The sequence below is a fragment of the Calidifontibacillus oryziterrae genome (genome assembly GCF_000331575.1).
GTDB lineage: Bacteria > Bacillota > Bacilli > Bacillales > Bacillaceae_J > Calidifontibacillus_A > Calidifontibacillus_A oryziterrae.
In genome coordinates, this window is record NZ_KB223527.1 from 693,431 (window position 1) to 709,451 (window position 16,021).

The window sequence follows — 16,021 nt, forward strand, 5'->3', positions numbered from 1 at the left end:
GTTGCTGAACGGGCACTTTCGCTTTTCTAATTTATTGGTTGGAATTCGACCGCTACTTTTTTCGGCCCTAACTCTTCTCTTACTAAACGCATAATTTCATTTGCTGCTTTATTTGATCCCTCTTCTTTTGCTTTTACGTATACACGCACTTGATCTTCCTCTGCCTTAACTAGAGCATCCGCATAATTTTCATTTGCAAGAATCATTGTCTCAATGATTGCTTCCTTCGCTGCAAATGTATGAAGATCCTGCATTTTGTCTAGTGCTTCACTTCTTTTTTCAGCCGTAACATCGCTAGATGCAACAATAGCCTCGAGTTGTTCTTGCTCTTTGGAACGTTGTTCATCAATATCCATTCGTAGGGCTGTAAATAAATCATCAGTAGAAATACTTGAAGTAATTGTACCATCCTCCATTTCTTCAATTGACACATTTATTCCTTGATCAACTTGTTGCTCAAGGTTTTCCTCTTCCTCTTGCGTCATTAGCGCGTATTGATCCTTCATATTTGGTTGAGTGATGTAATAAACGGATAACACAATCACCAAACTTAACATAGTTAATAACCAAACTGTTTGTTTTTTCAATAACATTTATGATTCCCCCTTAGTTTTTTTTGGTAATACAGACACTCGATGATTCGGAACATCTAGAACTCTAGTAACGGCTTCTACAACCATTTGTTTTACTTTAATATTTTCGACCCCTTTTGCAACAACGAGTACGCCTCTAATTTCCGGTTTTTTCGTTTTAATTGCAATCGGTATCTCCTGGTCCCCATTACGAATGATTACTAATTGTTCATCTCGGGACATATCCTCAACCTTTCTCTTCCCCCCCTCGCGATCTACCTCATCAGTTTGTTGACTTTGGATTACGGTGTTTTTCTCAAATATTTTAGACTCTGTTGCGTCAAGATTTATCATGACTGTCACATCATCAACACCAATAATTTGCTCAAGTGTTTCCTTTAATTGATTTTCATACGCGGATTCATAATCAGTAAATTCCAGTGACCCTTCTGATTTGCTTTGTCCAAATACTGCCTTATCGTTACCCTTTGAAATTTGATTGCCAACCACTGGAACAGGTGAGTCAGTTTGTGTTTGAGTTTGGGAAGGTAATAGATTACTAATTAGCATAAAAACAATTCCAACCGCTAATAGTATTAATAAATAATTCATATATTTTTTTTCTTTTGGCTCGGTTTCTGTACGACTAACTAGTCCTTTAATCCAGCTGACAAATTCTTTATATTTCATTTTTTACATCTCCCCTCCCTCCATAAAAACAACGACTTTATCCTTATCTAGCTGCCAAGCTTCAGCCAAAAAGACTTGCATATTATAATTGCTATTCTTATCAAACTTTACAATCGGCATTGACGTATCTATGTTGACTTCATTTATTGGTTGCATATTATCTATATCTTCAGTTCGGTCCTTCATATTAATTACAACATGTACAGCCCGAAGATCTTCTGTACTTAGTTGTTCTGTATCTTCATTAAATTGAAGCTTCACTTCAGATAGTTCCATTCCATATTCATGCATGAATTCCTCCTCCACAACTGATTTCATCTGGACAGCCATTTGTTCTAAAATATATGCACGTTGTAAGGCTTGTATTTCTTTTTTCTTATTTTCTATTAAATTTTCTCCAGCTTTTTTTTCTTGAAGCGTTAACGTCATCATATTAGCGAGTACTTCCTCCATATTAGAATCAAATAGTTTCATCATTGGACTTAAAATAATTACAATTAATAGTAAACTTATGACCATTTTTGTATATTTTTGAATACTCGAATTCGGTAATAACAAATCAATAACAATTGCCAATAGCACAAACAAAATAATATTCGTAATCCAGCTTGTAAGGATATCCATGATATCACCTCAACATCATCGAAATATTGGCAGCTGACACAATAATCGTGATCGCTAGAAAAAACATTAACGACACGATTGCTAGTGCGGCAAATATATAAACAATGCTTTTGCTTATTACATCTAAACATTGAATGATTGGTCCACCACCAAGCGGCTGAAGGAGCGCAGCAACTGCCTTATAAATAAATGCCAAAACCAATACTTTAATAGCTGGAAAAACTGCCATGATTAGTAGAATTGCAACCCCTACTAAACCGATTGTATTTTTCAAAAGCACTGATGCACCTAAAACAGTATCGGCTGCATCTGTTAGTGTTCGTCCAAACACTGGTACAACATTATTCGTAACAAATTTAGCAGTCCGAATTGTAATTCCATCCGCAACCGATGCAGTCGTGCCCTGTACAGAAATAACCCCTAAAAAAATAGTTAAAAAGGTTCCTAGCATCCAAACTGCTATATTTTTTAACAGACCAGCTAATTGTGTAAGCTTATAGTGTTCTGTCAGTGTACTGACAATGCTTAAAATTGCAGATAAAAATAAAAGTGGAAGGGTTATTTTTTGAACAAGTAAGCCACTTGTATTCACAAGAAATATGATAATCGGATGAAAGAAGGCTACGGATGCTAAATTCCCTATCGAAGCAATCAATCCTAATAGCAAAGGAACAAGTGCAATCATAAAGCTAATCATATTTTGAATTGCCGCTTCAACATATGTAAGAGCTAAATGAAAGCTATTTAGAGCAATCACAAGTAATACTATATAAACAATTGCGTAAGCAACCTTGCTAACTGTATGGTGTTCAAATGCCGTCTGAATTGTCTGGAGTACAACACTGAAGATTGTAAGCATGATGAGTGTACCGAGGAGTTTACCGTTAGCCAGTAGCTCATATAAAATATATTTAATAAACCCTTTCAGCCACTCATGAATCGAAAACTGCTTGTCTCCTTTCACAAAATCAATAAATGAACCCTTTTGACTTTCAGGTAAAAACCCACCATATTCAGCAATTATTTCATCCCAAAAATGTTTGACCTCATTAATCCCGAGCTTCTCTAACTGATTATCTATCAAGCTTTTTTCAACATCTTGAGGGGAAGCTTGTACAAGTAAAGGTGAAAATACAAATAGTAAAGATATCGCAGCAATAAATAACAAATAATAAATCTTCAAGTTCACTAGTTTGATTAAGAGCAACTTATTCACCCCTGCTTTATAGTAGGTTTTAGGAAGGAATTAATGAAATAACGGTTTCAATAATTACAGTTAAAATCGGGATTGCCATTACAAGGATTAAAATTTTTCCTGCCATTTCAATTTTGGCAGCAATCGCCCCTTGCCCTGCATCCTTCGTTATTTGTGCACCAAACTCAGCGATATAGGCTATGCCAATAATTTTCAATATTGTTTCAAGGTACACCATATTTACATTAGCATTGATCGCAATTCTCTCAAGCATGCGAATAATTTCGTATATTTGCTCAACTAAAAACAGAAAGATGACAATACTCACAAAGATGACTAGCATGGAAGAGAATGCTGGCTTTTGTTCTTTTATAATTAACGCAAGAAAAGTTGCCGTCAGAGCGATCCCTACAATTTGCAAAATTTCAATGATAGTCCCCCCCTATCCGCGAGCTTATTGAAAGAGAAACACCCCTTTTATTTTTGTAAACAAATCCTGGAGCTTTGTTACAACCATGAATAATATATATATAAACGCAACCAACGTTACCCAATGCGCAAAGTCCTCTTTTCCCATTTGCTTCAGAATCGTATGTAAAAAAGCAATAACGATCCCTATCCCTGCGATATGAAAAATGATACTTGGGTTAAATTCCATCTACGTTTCCTCCTAAAACTGGACGTCACAGCAGTAAAATGACTATAAGTAAACCAGATAAAAATCCGAGACTTTTTACCATCTTTTCGTAACGCTCTTGTTTTTCTCTTGCATCATTTTCTTCCCTTTCTAAATGTGTTAAAGCCAATCGTATGTGTTTTTGTTGGTGTTCACGATCATGTTGACCTAGCGTTTCACCAAATTGCCGCAATACTTCATATTCACCTTGTCCAAATGCAGTCATTCCCCATATTTCATCAAGGCTTTCCGACCAAGCATTACTAACCGATGTCTCCCCTTGATAAAGTCGTTTGGCAAAACGTTCAAAAAACCAAGCTAACGGTTTCTTTATTTGCTCTGAAACATGAAGACTTGCTTCGCTCAATGGGGTGTGGCAGTACATGATCTCAGCCTCAAGCGATTGAAGTGCTACCTTAAGCTGCCTTAATTGTCTCGGGCGTTCCGTTAATTTTTTTGCTGCTTCAAAACCAGACCAAGTAGTGGCAAGAATTATTAATATTGCCCCAAGTAATTTCATTACTGAACCACACTCACTTTATCCGCTAGGTTAAGCCCATTTTCATCTAAAATCGCTGCAATTGTTCCCGGACCTCTTTTTCTTGAAAGTTCAATAATTCTAGTAAAAACGTGTAAGTTTAATAAAGGCTCTAATGACGGACGATTATATAATTCCTTGATAGAGGAGCCGTGTGCTGTTACGAATACAGTCACTCCGGCGTGAATGGCCTCTAAAATGGCCTCTGTATCCTCCTTCCGCCCAATTTCATCAACGATTATGACATCTGGGCTCATGGAACGGATCAACATCATCATTCCTTCCGCCTTTGGGCAAGCATCTAACACATCAATTCTTGGACCAAAATCATGTTGCGGTACACCTTTTATACAACCTGCTATTTCAGAGCGTTCATCCACAATCGCAACCTTAACCGAAGGAATCTTCGGCTCCGCGTTACCCGTGCTCATTAATCTTGCAATATCCCTTAATAGCGTCGTTTTGCCAGTTTGAGGTGGACCTACTAAGATTGTATTCATCCATCGATTATCGTAAATATAATGCAAAAGTGGGTCCGCTATACCAACTTTTTGCTTTGCTACACGTATATTAAATGATGAAACATCACGAATCGCCTTTACTTGTCCCTTTTCAGTAATCACCTTTCCTGCCAATCCGACACGATTGCCACCACGAATCGTTATATAGCCTCTGCGTAATTCCTCTTCAATTGCATAAATTGAATAATCACTTAATTTATTTAATAGTTGAATACTATCTTCCTTTGTAACAATATAGTCATTTGGATAATAGGGTAATCCATCAATTATAATTTCTAATGGGCGGTCAATGCGTAGACGAATTTCTTCAATACTATGTTGAACAGATGGAACAATGTTGCGAATTGTTTTTTCAACTTGTTTAGGCAATATTTCAAGTATGGAATCAAAATTATTCACTACCATTCTCACCCTCGTATGTAATCTACTACTTTCACTTTATGCACGCGCAGAGATTATATGACAACCTCTGATTATTTATAAATCCCATATAAAATTAAACCGACACCAAGACCAATATAGATCAATTTGCTATATGACAATTGATCGGCCAAACTAACGAGTCCAATCGTCATCGTCGTAATCAGAATAATTGGACCTACTATAGCCAATAACGCATTGACAGCAATTGCTTTTTTCACATCATTTAATAAAAGCATTGTTATTGCAGCTGATAGCTCAATTAATCCCGATAATATTCTTAATCCCGCCATTGACATGACGGTAGTATCCACCATCCCTAACCAGCGTTTCAAAATACTTCCCCCCATTTGTCCATTTGCTTAAAATGTATGACAAGGAAGTTAATTTAGACTAAAAAGGGAAAGAAAAAAGCGGGCTCGATATACCATGTCAAAGGGATGATTGCTTTGCAATCACTACTTTTGACAGGTAATAACGAACCCGCTTCATATCATTTTTCATTTAAGCTCTTGATACATATTTTGCTTCAGCTGTATTAATAACTAAAACATCACCTTCGTTTACAAACATTGGAACTTGAACTTGTAAACCTGTTTCTAAAACCGCATTCTTCGTAACGTTAGATGCAGTGTCACCCTTGACACCTGGTTCAGTTTCAATCACTTTTAATTCAACAGTATTTGGAAGTTCTACTCCAAGTGTTTCACCTTGGAATGACATAATATGCACTTCCATATTTTCTTTCAAAAACTTAAGCTCATATTCAATTTGGGCTGATGTTAATTCAATTTGCTCATAAGATTCATTATCCATAAATGTATGAACATCACCACTAGCATATAAGTATTGCATTCTACGATTTTCAATACGTGCTTTCGCTACCTTTTCACCTGCTCGAAAAGTCTTTTCTTGTACTGCTCCTGTACGTAGATTTCGTAATTTTGAACGAACAAAAGCCGCTCCTTTACCTGGTTTTACATGTTGGAATTCAATAACTTGCCATATTCCCCCATCCACTTCAATCGTTAATCCAGTTTTAAAGTCATTAACTGAAATCATTAAAAATCCTCCTAAATTTTATGTATTTAATAAAACCTACTTCATAACAAATATCATTATACAATTACTAATTCCTTAGTAGAATGAGTTAATGCTTCGTTACCGTCTTTTGTAATTACAACATCATCTTCAATTCGAACCCCGCCTAATCCTTGTATATAAATCCCAGGTTCAATAGTTACAACCATTCCGGGCTGCATAATTGTAGTTGATCTCATTGATAACGTAGGCCCTTCATGAATATCTAAACCGATACCATGACCAGTAGAATGTCCAAAATACTGACCAAAGCCTTGATCAGCTATATAATCTCTTGTTAATGCATCCGCTTCTTTCCCCGTGATTCCTGGCTTAATCCCTTTCATACCACGGATTTGGGCTTCAAGAACAACATCATAAATCGTCTTAAGTTTGTCGTTAGGTTCCCCTATAGCTATTGTTCTAGTTATATCAGAACAATAGCCTTGATAATAGGCACCAAAGTCGAGTGTTACAAATTCTCCTTCGTTTATTACCTTATCGGATGCTACACCATGTGGCAACGCAGAACGATGTCCTGATGCTACGATCGTATCAAATGAAGTGGATGTTGCACCTTGTCTTCTCATAAAAAACTCTAATTCATTGGCAACCTCTAGTTCTGTTAAGCCTGGTCTAATGTATTGAATGATGTGACTAAAGGCTAAATCAGCAATTTTTGCAGCTTCCTTTATTATCTGGATCTCTTCATACGTTTTAATTAACCTAAGCTTTTCAACAAGACCAGAAACAGGAATTAGATTTACAGGAAATGTTTTTTCATATAGTCTATAAGCTCCGAATGTTACTTGATCCTGTTCAAATCCTAATTTTTTTATTCCTAATTCGTTCAGTTGTCGGGCAATTTCATCATGAATGAGGCCTTTATGTTGGACAATATCAAAGTTTTTAACCTGGGAATGGGCCTGTTCAACATAGCGAAAATCTGTAATAAACTTTGCCCCTCTTAATGAAATGACGGCAACGCCGGCAGTACCAGTAAAACCAGTCAAATAACGTCTGTTTTTATCACTTGTAATTAATAATCCATCTATCTCATATTCATTAAACTGATCGCGAACACGATTAAGACGGTCCATGATCTACACCCTCTCATTATCCGTCGTTATTTTATAGAAACTTTACGATTGAAATCGTTCCTTAAATGCAATTACCGCAAGCTTATAACCCGTTACCCCTAAACCGACAATTTGTCCTTCACAAACTGGTGCTATCACCGAAGTATGACGAAACTCTTCGCGCTTATGTACGTTTGAAATATGGACTTCAATAACAGGAACATTGCCACTTGCTATTGCATCGCGAATCGCGTAACTATAATGTGTAAATGCACCAGGATTCATAATAATTCCAGCAAACTCATTTTGGGCATCATGGATGGTATCAATAATACTACCTTCATGATTTGATTGAAAACAAGTTACTGTAAAATCGTGTTGTGCAGCAAATTCAACGATTTGTTTCTCTAACTGTTGTAGGGTTGTTTGTCCGTATACACCGGGTTCTCGAATGCCTAGACGGTTAAGATTAGGGCCATTAATGAGGAGAATCTTTTTCACTTTTAAAACCCCTTTACCATTAAATGATGTTATGTAGAACCCCTACATTTTACCATAGCTCATCCTCATTGAATAGATTTTATGCTTTTTTCGTTTGTTCAGCATCATAAGAAATTGAATATCCAACAAAAACACCGAAAAGAACATATAGGCAAACGGTTGTAATAATCGTGTTACGGTTAAATTCCTTAACTTCCTCCAAATTTGGGAAAATCGGATTTAGCAAATAAAATACAAAGATCCATAGCACTATTCCATATACGATACTTGGCCATAGCTTTAAAATGTTTCGAAAAACAGCGTTATATAAAATCGCTGCCCCTATCGATACAATCCCAATTGCTACTATACCTAGCAAATGACCCGCTGTATCATTTTTCCATTCACCAAATGCCCATGGTTGTAATATCAAAGCAGGTCCCATTTCTGTAAAATTAAAATAGTAAGCAATATATCCGATAAAGCTCCAAAATACGCCACCAACAAACCCCGTAATAATGACCTTTGTCATATGAGATAATTCTTCATTTTTGCTATTTTGTTCAAGATTATCGTTCTTCTTATCCGCTTCCATAAAAACACCTCCAATATTATTATGTCCGTATGAATTTTAAACATGAGTAGGATCATTAAGCGAAAGAAATAAAATGATAGTCGCCATGATAGTCGCCATATAAAAAAAGAAATATCGCAAATTTTTCTTTGTTATTTTTTACCACTACAAAGGACATACTAATTATTGCATTAACCTAGAGGTTTAAAACCTTTTCTTGTAGAATATATATATATTAAAATTATTTTTAAATACTCGTAGGTTGGTGAAACACACAAATGTCAGAAAAAACACAGGCTTATGGTGGCCAGGCTGTTATTGAAGGTGTTATGTTTGCTGGAAAGCATACATCTGTTACAGCAATCAGAAGAAACGATCACTCTATTGAATATTTTCAAGTTGAAAAAGAAACTCGACCAATATTAGCAAAGCTTAAAAAAATTCCATTTTTGCGTGGTATTGTTGCCATAATCGAAGCTAGTGCAAACGGATCCAAACATTTAAATTTTTCAAGTGAACGCTATGATATTGATCCGAAGGATGACCTAGCTATTCAAGAAAACAAGAAAGAATCAAAGCTAACGCTAATTTTTGGTGTTGCTGCGATTGGTATTATTTCCTTCCTATTTGGGAAATTTATTTTCACATTAACTCCGGCTTTTCTAGCTGAATTATTTCGACCGATATTCCCTGGTCACGTGGCTCAAAATTTAATTGAAGGTTTTATTAAGTTTTTACTGCTCCTATCTTATATTTATTTTGTATCATTGACACCGTTAATTAAACGTGTCTTCCAGTATCACGGAGCAGAGCATAAGGTTATTAATACTTTTGAAAGTGGTAAACCATTAACAGTAGAAAATGTCCAAGCACATTCACGATTACATTATCGTTGTGGTTCGAGCTTTATGTTATTCACGGTAATAGTAGGGGTTTTTGTTTATATGTTAGTACCAACTGAGCCACTATGGGTAAGGGTAGTGAATCGTTTAGCTTTACTGCCTATCGTATTGGGAGTATCCTTTGAAGTTCTTCAGGTTACGAATAAAGTAAGAGAAATTCCGGGCTTACGTTATTTAGGTTATCCAGGTCTTTGGCTTCAATTATTAACGACAAAAGAACCTACTGATGACCAAGTGGAAGTATCAATAGCATCATTTACAAGAATGCTTGAATATGATAAAGAAATAGCTGAAACAAAAATAGCAGAAAATATTGTGTAAGGTAAGAAAATTCACAAGGGAGGTGGGCCTCTTGTTTCGCCGATCATCTATTCACCCAATTATTTTATTACTAATTGGTTTGGCAGGATTTGGATTGCTATATCGTCTCGTAATGAATCCGCTAGCCTTAATCGGAGAAATTTTGATCGCAGCTGTTATTGTTGGAGTAATCTATATGATCTATAAATTAATTATCCAAAAAAAGGTTGGTCCTGGATTTGGTCAAACAAATGCTAAGTATCGGAAAGCAGCTCAACAATCAAAAAGAAAATATAGTGATCCTTCTAACCAGCTTACTAAAGTAAGAGGTTTATCACAAAAAACTCCGATTATCAAAAAATCAATACGATCCAATCAACCTAGTAAAAGAAGAAGAGATCACAATTTAACAGTAATCGAAGGAAAAAAGAACAAGAAAAAGAATCGAGCCTTCTTTTGAATGCTTGATTCTTTTTTCATTCATTTATTTTTTAATTGTTAACGAACCTTTGAATAAATTCCTCTGCTTTTTTTCTTCCTTCTTGTATTAGTAGTTCTTTTTCTTTACTCGAAATATTAAATTCAGTTGCTTTTATTGTTTGAACAGGAATAAAGATTATTTGATCCGCAATTTGTTTGGAAATATACCGACTATCATGAGCTACAAGCATGGTTTCAACTAGTGCAGGAAGCATGTCGATGGCGTTATTTATTATATTAGGAGGAATATTTTCTAGCTTGGGACTAAGCTTAAAGCCAATTGTAGGTCTTACTTTTTCCTTATTAAAAAGCCAAATTGGAAAATTGCTTAGTAACGCACCATCAACAACTATAGACCTTACACCAAGACGGTCATAAATTTTTATCGGTTCAAAAAAATAGGGAATGCCCGCACTCATCCGTACAGCTTTTGCAATTGAAAAGGTTTTTGGATTTATGCCATATCCTTGTAAATCATCAGGTAAAATGATCATTTTCCCCCTGGTTAAATCGGATGCGATAATTTTGAGTGCGCCTTCTTCTAAATCACCAAACGTTTCTATACCTCTTTTCTTTAATAAATTTCTCATCCATTTTTCAAGGGAATCCCCCTTATATCTTCCAAGTCGCCAATAAAAGCTTAACCAGTGAATAAAAGGAATAGGTATCCGGGCTTTTCGTCGATCTAAAAAGTCTTTAAAGTTAACGTTTCGTAGCACCTCACTTAATTCCTTTGCGTTATACCCCGCAGAAAGCAAAGCTCCAATAATTGCACCCCCACTAGTTCCAGCAATATTTTTAAACGAATAACCTTCCTTCTCCATTACTTCTACGGCACCAAGAAAGGCAATTGCTTTCATCCCACCTCCAGAAAAAACAGCATCTATTTCCATACTTAGTTCCTCCTTCATTCAAGATGAAAGTACGATTGTATGAACGTTTCACTTTATCTTAAGCATAATGGTGGAAAAATAGAACTTTAAGGATATTTTTGTGATAATATATATAGTAGGAATAGACAATTAATGGAATAGAGCAATCCGGTCATTTCAATATTAATAACCTTTTCTCGGTATTATTGGAGGGATTTTGTTATGAAACAATATATGATCATGTGGTCGATCGTAAATCCACCCAGCTATTCAAAGCCGGAAGTTACAATCATCCGAACATTAATCAGCGGGGAATCACAAGACGAAGCGATTCAAACATGGATGAAAACAAGGTTACCATTGTTTTCCGTTTCACCGCATCAGGTGAAAATTCATCATGTTCAAGAATGGGCCTCATAATCAAGACCAAACCATATGGAATAGAAAAAAAGGAGCTGCCAAAAGTCATTTATTCTGACTTTCGGAACAGCTCCTTCTTATTTTTATAAGCCGCACTTTAATTGTGCATTGCAATTCGTGCATGTGTTACAGCCACCAACTGCTTCTACTGTACCTTTGCGGCAAACAGGACAAGTATTGCCTACCTCTGATCCAATTGTTACGTTTGTTGACCTAAGTTCACTAATTGTATCCACTAATACAACCTGTGGTTGTGGATGTGGTACTTTATCAAACTCTACGTCATCAAAATGATTATCTTCTGCTTTGAGCGTCAATACTTGAGCATCACGGCTACCATCAACATATACTGTTCCGCCTTTTGCTCCACCCTTGTACAGTCTTTCATACACTTTCTCAACCTGCTCTACAGAATATCCTTTTGGTGCATTTACTGTTTTACTAATTGAACTGTCTACCCAGCGCTGAATAATACATTGAACATCTGCGTGCGCTTCTGGCTTTAAATCCATTGCTGATACAAACCAATTTGGTAGGTTATCTGGATCAGCACCAGGATTATTATCTAAATACTCTTGAAGGATATCTGCCTTTACTTCGATAAATTTCCCTAAACGTCCACTACGGAAGTAAGAGAAAGAGAAATAAGGCTCAAGTCCAGTTGACACGCCAACCATTGTTCCAGTACTGCCTGTAGGAGCAACAGTTAGTAAATGCGAATTTCTAATTCCAGATTCTAAAATTTGTTTACGTACGTCTTCTGGCATTTTTTTCATATAGCCTGTATTAATAAACGCATTTCGTAAACGATTTGTTTCTTCAGGTGTTTCTCCTTGTAAAAATGGGAAGCTACCTTTTTCTTTTGCTAATTCAATTGATTCTTTATACGCTTCAATTGCAATTGCTTCAAATATTTCATCCACAAGCTGGTTTCCTTCTGGAGAGCCATATTCTGTTTCACAATATATTAACAGGTCATGCAATCCCATGACTCCTAAACCGACGCGACGTTCACCTAATGCTTGCTTTTTATTTTGCTCTAGGAAGTACGGAGTTGCATTAATGACGTTATCTTGCATGCGAACACCAACGCGCACTGTCTTTCTAAGCTTATCAAAATTAACTTTCTTATTTTCTTTGTCTGCCATCTGGCCAAGATTTACCGCAGCCAAGTTACAAACACTATAAGGCGCTAAAGGCTGTTCTCCACACGGATTTGTTGCTACTACTTGATGTCCATACGCTTTTGCGTTTGTCATATCATTCGCATTATCAATAAAGAAAATACCAGGCTCTGCTGAATATGTAGCGCAGATGTTAATCAAATTCCAAAGCTCTTTAGCCCGAATTTTACGATATACTCTAACTTTATTGCCAAGTCTTTCCCATTCACGAACGTCACCGATCTTATGCCATTCTTCGTTGTAATGTTTTAGTTCTTCGTCATTGTAGTTTTCTACATCTGGAAACTTCAACTCATATAAATCATCATTTTCAACAGCGTCCATAAATTCTTTTGTTAAACATACAGAAATATTTGCACCTGTTAAAAATTCCGGATTATGAACAGAGTAATTGCCACCAGCTTCTAGCTTTTCTTCAGCTTCGCGAATTGCTTTTGCTGTGAACCCACCGTATCCAGGAATATGCTTATAATTAACAATTCCTTGATATATATCTCTTTCTACTTCGGTTAACGGTGTAAATTTAAGCTTGTCCTTCGCAAGTTTTTTAATGCGATCATCTTCTGTATTTTCAATTAAAAAGCGTAATATTCTTGGGTTTTGCATTTTAGAAATGATGAATTCTATAATATCAGGATGCCAGTCCGCTAACATAATCATTTGCGCACCACGCCTTGATCCGCCTTGTTCCACTAAGTGTGTTAGCTTAGCAATATCATCTAACCAAGAAACTGAACCCGATGATTTACCATTCACACCACGAGCTAGAGCATTTCGAGGACGTAATGTCGAACCATTTGTTCCAACACCGCCACCACGGCTCATAATTTCCATTACTTGCGTGCGATGCTCAGAAATTCCACCTCTTGAATCCTGTACAAATGGCATAACATAACAGTTAAAGAATGTTACCGCTGTCCCAGATCCTGCTCCATATAGAACACGTCCGGCTGGTATGAAATTAAGATTTGCAAGCTCATCATAAAACTTTTCGAACCATTCTTGCCGTTTTTCAGGTGTTTCTTCAACCTCAGCTAATCCGGTTGCAACACGCTTTGCAATTTGCTCGTAATAAATTTCTAGAGGCTTTTCAATTACATCAATAGGTCGAGTAATCAGTCCATGTACTTTTTCTTCTTCCGTTTCAAGCACACCGCGAAATTCCTCTTCAACAAGTACTTGGGCTCTATTCTTTTCCCAATCAATTTCTAAAATAAATCCTGTTCCACGCGCTGGAAATTTAGGATCGTCCTTAATTGTAAGAACAACAAAATCACCTGGTGATAGTGTGATCTTTTCAGTATCCTTAAACGCATAACGGTCTAACATAACAAGACGAGACACACCTTTATGAGTTAATTTCATATCACCGGTGATTGGATGAACTTGTGGGAATAAGCGGATGTCGTTGTTAAGTCGATCAATATTCACTTTCATTTTCTCGGCGGTTGCCGTCACCATCATTTCATCTCCCCTTAAAACACTATTAAATTTGGGTAATAGTCAAAATCTAGTAGTTTGTCTAGTTGATTATCCATAATCATACCCTATCATACCAATCCATAAAATTCAATATATAGTATGGTAAATATTTTGAACACTACTATATATTGATAAAAATGCAAAATATTTATTTTTTGTCAAACTAGCAAATCATTAAAATCAAGAGGAATTTAAAGAATAAAGGGTGATTTTAGTTAAAATTACTTAAAAATGAACAATTTCATTGCTTGCAAAAAAAAAATCCAGATTTGGTGCAGGTTTTGGGATTTCATATAAAAAATGTGGCTTTAGTACCACATTTTTTGACAAATTTTTTTCACTTTTTGTAATTCCACTTATCATTTAAATATTTATTGTTTTCTATCTCTTTCACCATTAACAATTGTTCATTCGAAAGTACATATGGCTCAAGCTTTATTCCTAATCCTTTTTCAAATCCAGCTTTAAAGGCCATCTTAGCTTGATCAATTGTAATAGGTTGTTTGCAAAGATCATTAATCGCAACAGCCTTCTTTTTAAAATACTCCATCATTCGTTGCTTTATCCGTTCATTGTTAAATTTAAATAAGCTATATAGTAACTCAACATCAATATCTAGTAAAATCGAGCCATGCTGTAAAATGACACCCTTTTGTCTTGTTTGGGCACTGCCAACTACCTTCCGGTCTTCCACAACTAATTCATACCAGGACGGCGTATCAAAACAAACAGCAGAACGAGGTCTTTTTAATTCATTCACCTCGTGTTCTGTAGCTGGAACTGAAAAATAGGCATTTAATCCTAAATTTTTAAATCCCTCAAGGACCCCTTCTGAAATAACTCGGTATGACTCAGTTACAGATTGCGGCATATTTGGATGAAGTTCTGATACAATCACACTATATGTTAGCTCTTTATCATGTAACACTGCTCTTCCACCCGTTGGTCTTCTTACAAACCCTAAATTATTAATTCCTACAGCATCAATATTAATTTCTTTATCAACAGTTTGAAAATACCCAATAGATAATGTTGGTGGATTCCAACCGTAAAATCTAATGGTTGGCCTTATTTCCCCCTCACTATGCCAATTTAATAATGCCTCGTCTAAAGCCATATTAAAACTTGGTGTACCATTACCTGAATCAAGATAATTCCATACTTCTTTTTGCAATTAAACCATCCTTCACTTCAAGGTTGATAAATAGTCTATCAAATGATCAAGTTGATTTCAAAGAAGATATAAATTAATATCGATTTTTCTTTGCTTCTAATTCGATAACTTTATATAATAAAAGTTGGAACGAAGCAGAGAGGGGGATTATAATGGAATTTTTAATTGCATTAATCTTAACAATTATCGTAATCGCTATTTATTATTTTGGGACAAGCCTCTACCAAAAACGTTATTTAAAAACATTAACAGAAGAAGACTTTAAAGCGGGTTATCGAAAAGCACAAATTATCGACGTGCGTGAGCCTAGCGAATTCGAAAACGGTCATATATTAGGGGCGCGTAATATCCCTCTCAGTCAACTTTATGCACGTAAAATGGAAATACGCAAAGATATGCCTGTCTATCTTTATGATCAAACTGGATTTCGCAGTGCACGAGCTGCTGCCATTTGCAAAAAATTTGGCTGTAAAGATATTAGCCATTTAAAAGGCGGCTTCAAACAGTGGACAGGAAAGGTTAAGACTGGAAAATAACTACAAATAGCTTCTTCTACTAACAAAGGCTATAAGCGCCCTGATTAGCGACGTATAAACTAAGAGCGCATCGACTGAGATAAACAAAACACGTTGAGGGACGAGTCGATGTTGACTTATCGCAAAAGAGATGAGCGAAGTTTACTAGTCGCTGGGCGCTTGCGCTGGACGACTACTCTCTGTGCTATAGTATTTATCCACAGGATCAAATTTTCTAATTTC

At 36.0% G+C, this 16,021-nt stretch carries 20 protein-coding genes; 4 read left to right on the top strand and 16 right to left on the bottom strand.

The genetic code is table 11. The annotated features are described in order from the left end of the window. Positions 1-26 precede the first annotated feature (26 nt). From D612_RS0112010 to D612_RS0112070, 13 genes are all read right to left on the bottom strand, one after another. Positions 27-593, bottom strand: a complete 567-nt coding sequence (locus D612_RS0112010) for a SpoIIIAH-like family protein (RefSeq protein WP_017755729.1) — start codon at positions 591-593, stop codon at positions 27-29. Then, positions 594-1,262 carry a stage III sporulation protein AG gene (gene spoIIIAG, locus D612_RS0112015; protein ID WP_017755730.1) on the bottom strand — a complete coding sequence of 223 codons (669 nt, stop codon included), beginning with the start codon at positions 1,260-1,262 and terminating at the stop codon, positions 594-596. It lies immediately after the preceding gene. 3 nt (positions 1,263-1,265) lie between these two features. Beyond that, the gene (gene spoIIIAF / locus D612_RS0112020) at positions 1,266-1,886 is read right to left on the bottom strand and encodes a stage III sporulation protein AF (RefSeq protein ID WP_017755731.1); all 621 of its coding nucleotides are present in this window, start codon (positions 1,884-1,886) and stop codon (positions 1,266-1,268) included. A 4-nt stretch (positions 1,887-1,890) separates the two neighbouring features. After that, entirely contained in the window at positions 1,891-3,093 is a 1,203-nt protein-coding gene (gene spoIIIAE / locus D612_RS0112025; RefSeq protein WP_017755732.1) for a stage III sporulation protein AE, read from the bottom strand. A 28-nt stretch (positions 3,094-3,121) separates the two neighbouring features. Next, entirely contained in the window at positions 3,122-3,511 is a 390-nt protein-coding gene (spoIIIAD, locus tag D612_RS0112030) for a stage III sporulation protein AD (protein ID WP_071591163.1), read from the bottom strand. 24 nt (positions 3,512-3,535) lie between these two features. Next, positions 3,536-3,739 carry a stage III sporulation protein AC gene (gene spoIIIAC / locus D612_RS0112035; RefSeq protein WP_017755734.1) on the bottom strand — a complete coding sequence of 68 codons (204 nt, stop codon included), beginning with the start codon at positions 3,737-3,739 and terminating at the stop codon, positions 3,536-3,538. Between the two features lie 25 nt (positions 3,740-3,764). After that, positions 3,765-4,277 carry a stage III sporulation protein SpoIIIAB gene (gene spoIIIAB / locus D612_RS0112040; RefSeq protein WP_017755735.1) on the bottom strand — a complete coding sequence of 171 codons (513 nt, stop codon included), beginning with the start codon at positions 4,275-4,277 and terminating at the stop codon, positions 3,765-3,767. Further along, a complete protein-coding gene (gene spoIIIAA, locus D612_RS0112045; RefSeq protein ID WP_017755736.1) occupies positions 4,277-5,221 on the bottom strand; it encodes a stage III sporulation protein AA in 945 nt (314 codons plus the stop codon). The genes spoIIIAB and spoIIIAA overlap by 1 nt, the downstream gene beginning before the upstream one ends. A gap of 68 nt (positions 5,222-5,289) precedes the next feature. After that, the gene (locus D612_RS0112050) at positions 5,290-5,553 is read right to left on the bottom strand and encodes a YqhV family protein (RefSeq protein ID WP_407637471.1); all 264 of its coding nucleotides are present in this window, start codon (positions 5,551-5,553) and stop codon (positions 5,290-5,292) included. A gap of 187 nt (positions 5,554-5,740) precedes the next feature. Beyond that, positions 5,741-6,298, bottom strand: coding sequence for an elongation factor P (efp, locus tag D612_RS0112055; RefSeq protein WP_017755738.1), 558 nt, complete (start codon positions 6,296-6,298; stop codon positions 5,741-5,743). A 56-nt stretch (positions 6,299-6,354) separates the two neighbouring features. Continuing rightward, on the bottom strand, positions 6,355-7,416 hold the full coding sequence (locus D612_RS0112060; RefSeq protein WP_017755739.1) for a M24 family metallopeptidase: 1,062 nt from the start codon (positions 7,414-7,416) through the stop codon (positions 6,355-6,357). 42 nt (positions 7,417-7,458) lie between these two features. Next, positions 7,459-7,896, bottom strand: a complete 438-nt coding sequence (gene aroQ / locus D612_RS0112065; protein ID WP_017755740.1) for a type II 3-dehydroquinate dehydratase — start codon at positions 7,894-7,896, stop codon at positions 7,459-7,461. 79 nt (positions 7,897-7,975) lie between these two features. Next, positions 7,976-8,470, bottom strand: a complete 495-nt coding sequence (locus D612_RS0112070) for a YqhR family membrane protein (RefSeq protein WP_017755741.1) — start codon at positions 8,468-8,470, stop codon at positions 7,976-7,978. Between the two features lie 257 nt (positions 8,471-8,727). On the opposite strand from D612_RS0112070, the gene D612_RS0112075 reads away from it, so the two are divergent. After that, complete coding sequence (locus D612_RS0112075; protein ID WP_017755742.1) at positions 8,728-9,672, top strand: DUF1385 domain-containing protein; 945 nt, start codon at positions 8,728-8,730, stop codon at positions 9,670-9,672. A 22-nt stretch (positions 9,673-9,694) separates the two neighbouring features. Next, positions 9,695-10,111 (top strand): SA1362 family protein, encoded by a 417-nt coding sequence (locus D612_RS0112080; protein ID WP_233274996.1) that lies wholly within the window; start codon positions 9,695-9,697, stop codon positions 10,109-10,111. Positions 10,112-10,142: 31 nt separating this feature from the next. Here the strand turns inward: D612_RS0112080 and D612_RS0112085 are convergent, their stop codons facing one another. Further along, positions 10,143-11,024, bottom strand: coding sequence for a patatin-like phospholipase family protein (locus tag D612_RS0112085; RefSeq protein WP_017755744.1), 882 nt, complete (start codon positions 11,022-11,024; stop codon positions 10,143-10,145). A gap of 201 nt (positions 11,025-11,225) precedes the next feature. Between D612_RS0112085 and D612_RS0112090 the strand changes: the two genes are divergently transcribed. Then, complete coding sequence (locus D612_RS0112090) at positions 11,226-11,423, top strand: hypothetical protein (protein ID WP_017755745.1); 198 nt, start codon at positions 11,226-11,228, stop codon at positions 11,421-11,423. An 83-nt stretch (positions 11,424-11,506) separates the two neighbouring features. Here D612_RS0112090 and D612_RS0112095 read toward each other — a convergent pair whose 3' ends face one another. Next, entirely contained in the window at positions 11,507-14,068 is a 2,562-nt protein-coding gene (locus tag D612_RS0112095; protein ID WP_026092485.1) for a vitamin B12-dependent ribonucleotide reductase, read from the bottom strand. A gap of 358 nt (positions 14,069-14,426) precedes the next feature. Beyond that, positions 14,427-15,263: a lipoate--protein ligase family protein gene (locus tag D612_RS0112105; RefSeq protein ID WP_017755748.1), complete on the bottom strand. Its 837-nt coding sequence runs from the start codon at positions 15,261-15,263 to the stop codon at positions 14,427-14,429. Positions 15,264-15,415: 152 nt separating this feature from the next. Here D612_RS0112105 and D612_RS0112110 point away from each other — a divergent pair, with 152 nt between their 5' ends. Beyond that, positions 15,416-15,799: a rhodanese-like domain-containing protein gene (locus D612_RS0112110; protein ID WP_017755749.1), complete on the top strand. Its 384-nt coding sequence runs from the start codon at positions 15,416-15,418 to the stop codon at positions 15,797-15,799. Positions 15,800-16,021 lie beyond the last annotated feature (222 nt).